The following is a 3,388-nucleotide window of genomic DNA, read 5'->3' as shown; positions in this document are numbered from 1 at the left end:
CGCAGGAAAAAAAGGAAGGCCAGCGCGTTCGTTACCGGTTGGCCAAGGATGTATTCGACAAATACAAAAAGGAATTAGATTTGTTCCTGGCCGCTCCCGTCCAAGACATCCCTCAGATGCAAGAAGAATGGGAGCGCTACGAAGCTCTTGTAGCCAGCGGAAAAGCGTTAAGTTCTTGTCCCCCTCCTCAGGAGTTGTAAACTTCACATGATGGAAGATACGCATAACCTCTTGCCTTTGGACCTTAATTGAAGGAGATGTTCCTGTGAGCAAGCAGACCAAGTTACTACTAATTGTAGCCGCATTCCTAGCAGCCTACTTTCTGCCCTTCCAACACCCCAGGATGCAGAGCGCTATACTGGAAGCTTTTTATATGCTGCAGGAATATGCTAGGGAGCACGTACTGTTCTGTCTAGTGCCCGCCCTTTTTGTAGCCGGGGCCATGAGCAACTTCCTTTCCTCCCAGGCGGTCATTAAGTACCTGGGGCCGGATAGCCCCAAGGTGACGGCCTATGGGGTAGGTGCCGTTTCGGGAGCTATACTGGCTGTTTGCTCCTGCACTGTACTGCCTTTATTTATGGGCATATACAAGCGGGGAGCGGGCCTGGGCCCAGCCATAGCCTTTCTTTACTCCGGGCCGGCTATTAATGTTTTGGCCATTATCCTTTCAGCCCGAGTCCTGGGTTGGCAGATCGGCCTGGCCAGGGCCCTAGGAGCAGTTCTGTTTTCGGTGGTCATCGGCCTTATTATGGCCCTGCTCTTCAGAGGAGAAGAACAAGAAAGGGTCAAAGGATTGCTCGTGCCTGAAGGAGAAGGGGGACCTCGGCGGACTTTGGGCCAGACCACGCTATACTTCCTGATCCTGGTCTTGATACTCGTCTTTGCCGCCTGGGGCAGGTCCCAAGAAGATGCAGGCTTCTGGTACGCTGTCTACAGCGTGAAGTGGTATTTGGTAATTGGCCTGCTCATAGCCCTGGCCTTAATTTTAAGGGCCTGGTTTACGCGGGAAGAGTTGTCTGCCTGGATGGATTCTACCTGGGATTTCAGTATCAAGATTTTACCCCTTCTTTTCGGAGGCGTGCTGATAGCCGGCTTTCTCATGGGCAGGCCGGGGGTGGATGCAGGGATTATCCCGGCTAAGTATATATCTATGGTCGTAGGGGGAAATGGGATTCTGGCCAACTTTACTGCCTCCCTGGTAGGAGCGTTTATGTACTTTGCCACCCTAACGGAAGTGCCCATTGTCCAGGGGCTTCTGGGCTCGGGTATGGGCCAAGGCCCGGCTTTAGCCCTCCTTTTAGCGGGGCCGGCTTTAAGCTTGCCCAGCATGCTGGTTATAAACAGTGTCCTGGGCTTTAAGAAAACCGTCGCCTACGTTTCTCTGGTGGTGATAATGGCTACCTTAACGGGCATAGTGTTCGGGGCACTGGTCGGCTAGTCGGCTAGCTTCTGCCGTATTTGCTACCGCCATTTCCACCATGGAAATGCTTTTCAATTCAATCCAAAAGGTAGGAGGAGACGTCACATAATGGAAATCAAGGTTTTGGGTCCGGGCTGTGCCCGCTGTAAGGCGATGGAACAAAATGTTATAAACGCCCTGGCCGAAATGAGCGTTGGGGCTGACGTAGAAAAGGTGACTGACATCAACAGCATCGCTGATTACGGGGTCATGATGACACCGGGGCTGGTCATCAACGGCAAAGTGAAAGTTTTTGGTCGGGTGCCCGACAAAGAAGAGATTAAGAAGTGGATCCAAGAGGAAATGAGGTGACCTCCTCCCTCCAATGAATTGGAGGCATCCTGCAGAGATTAACCCGCAGAAGCCACGGCCATATCATGTACCTCGAAAGTTTCCGTGTGCCACCTTCCCTACGGGGTACGATGGTACAGGGCTCGCGCGGTGAAACCCTCCGGTTTCGCCTGCGGCTGGGCCAGCTCGGCAAGAGTTTTGTTGAGCAGGTTCATGGCGGAGTTCTCGTCTCGGCCCACGACCAGCTCGCACTGCGGGCAGCGGTAGACCGTGGCTGCGGCTGGAGCCTAAGGGCGGACACTGCGTCGCCTCGCAGGCGTTCCAGCGCCAGGAGAAAAGGAGAACGGTGGGATGATGCCATGCCTGCGCGGACACTGCGCCAGAACAGGGAGATCAAGAAGCTCTTCAGGGCAAAGATCAGGGCAAAGATAGAGCGCGAGAAGCAGGAGATGAGGACCAGGATAGACGAGGAGGTCCCATCCTGGATCCGCTGGGCCTTGAAGCCTCTGGCAGAGCTCAGCTTCGACGCTGCGCGGGCCAAAGACGCATCCCGGGGCGAGGGCGGGGAGGACGCGGCGGCCGTGCGACTCTGGCTGTTCCTGTCCAGAGACTGGGTGCTGGTTAACGATGTGGTGCTGGAGCCTGAGCCGGATGAGTTCGCGCAGATCGACCACGTGCTGGTCGGCCCGCCGGGGATATACCTGGTGGAGACCAAGGCCTGGGAGGGGGCCCTGATGGGCAACAGGGACAGATGGAAGCGGAAGCAGGGTAGCTCCTGGGTTCCCTGCGAGAGCCCCACCAGGCAGAACTTGAGGCACAAGCGCTTATTCCTGAAATGGCTTGCGGGAACCAGACTGGACTTGCCGGGTCATCCTGAAGAGTATGTGACTCCGGTTGTTCTTTTTACCCGAGCTAGGTGGCTGAAGACTAAAGAGTGCTCGATGCCGGTCTTCGACAGCGGCGCGGCGCTGGCGTTCTGGCTGCGGCGTCAGGGGAGGGACCGGGTGCTGTCGCCGGAGCAGGTGGAGGCCGTGGCTGCGGCCGTTGCCGAAGCGAGGCCCTGGGAGGTGGGCAGGACTGGGGTTGAGGTGACCAGGGGGAGAAACCGGCAGGGGCGGGAATACGTCAAGGTGCGGGGCACGAGGGAGGAGGCCGAAGCCATACGCCGGGAGTACGCGGAGAGAGGGTACGTAGTATCAACGCTGGTGGCGGACAGGTTTGAGGCTGGCGGCTGGTTCTTCTACCTCGACGGCTGATCCTGCTGCCGCTGGTGGACAGCAGCATGTCATAACGCGCTGGGTGTTTTGCAAACTGTTGCAGGGGAAGCCCCGTCGGCCTCCTGGAGGAGTACGGTTATGACGCCCGGCTGATCCACGATCGCGGAAAAAGGCTTGGGGATCTGCCCGGGCTTACCGGCAGAAAGATCTCCACACATAACGACACCTGGTGTCACATGCGTCTGGTACGATTGACCTGGCTAGCAGGGTTCCGGCGCTGGCCACATCCTGAGGCCGAAGGCACGGTAGCCGACAGCTGGGAGATAGCCGATGGGGTGCAGGGGTATACTGCCGAAGCTAGTATTTGGCTGGCCACGACAGGAACGAGCAGGCAAGATACTGACCACGTTTGTGGTCAGTA

General features: G+C 57.1%; 4 protein-coding genes. All 4 read left to right on the top strand.

Going from position 1 to position 3,388, the window contains the following annotated elements; translation table 11 throughout:
- Window positions 1–200, top strand: a 200-nt coding sequence (locus tag H5U02_14790; GenBank protein ID MBC7343687.1) for a hypothetical protein, incomplete at its 5' end; no start/stop codon positions are given.
- A 65-nt stretch (window positions 201–265) separates the two neighbouring features.
- The gene (locus tag H5U02_14785; protein MBC7343686.1) at window positions 266–1,438 is read left to right on the top strand and encodes a permease; all 1,173 of its coding nucleotides are present in this window, start codon (window positions 266–268) and stop codon (window positions 1,436–1,438) included.
- Between the two features lie 90 nt (window positions 1,439–1,528).
- Window positions 1,529–1,771: a TM0996/MTH895 family glutaredoxin-like protein gene (locus H5U02_14780; protein ID MBC7343685.1), complete on the top strand. Its 243-nt coding sequence runs from the start codon at window positions 1,529–1,531 to the stop codon at window positions 1,769–1,771.
- Window positions 1,772–2,109: 338 nt separating this feature from the next.
- Complete coding sequence (locus tag H5U02_14775) at window positions 2,110–3,006, top strand: NERD domain-containing protein (GenBank protein ID MBC7343684.1); 897 nt, start codon at window positions 2,110–2,112, stop codon at window positions 3,004–3,006.
- The last annotated feature ends 382 nt before the right edge of the window (window positions 3,007–3,388 follow it).

The sequence above is a fragment of the Clostridia bacterium genome, from assembly GCA_014360065.1.
GTDB lineage: Bacteria > Bacillota > DSM-521 > Neomoorellales > JACIYF01 > JACIYF01.
The sequence above is the reverse complement of the archived record's forward strand: the minus strand, read 5'-3'. Positions and strand labels throughout refer to the sequence as shown.

Excerpts from the sequence above, each read along its gene's own strand:
- H5U02_14780 (MBC7343685.1), top strand. The coding sequence starts at position 1,529 with ATGGAAATCAAGGTTTTGGGTCCGGGCTGTGCCCGCTGTAAGGCGATG.
- H5U02_14775 (MBC7343684.1), top strand. The coding sequence starts at position 2,110 with ATGCCTGCGCGGACACTGCGCCAGAACAGGGAGATCAAGAAGCTCTTC.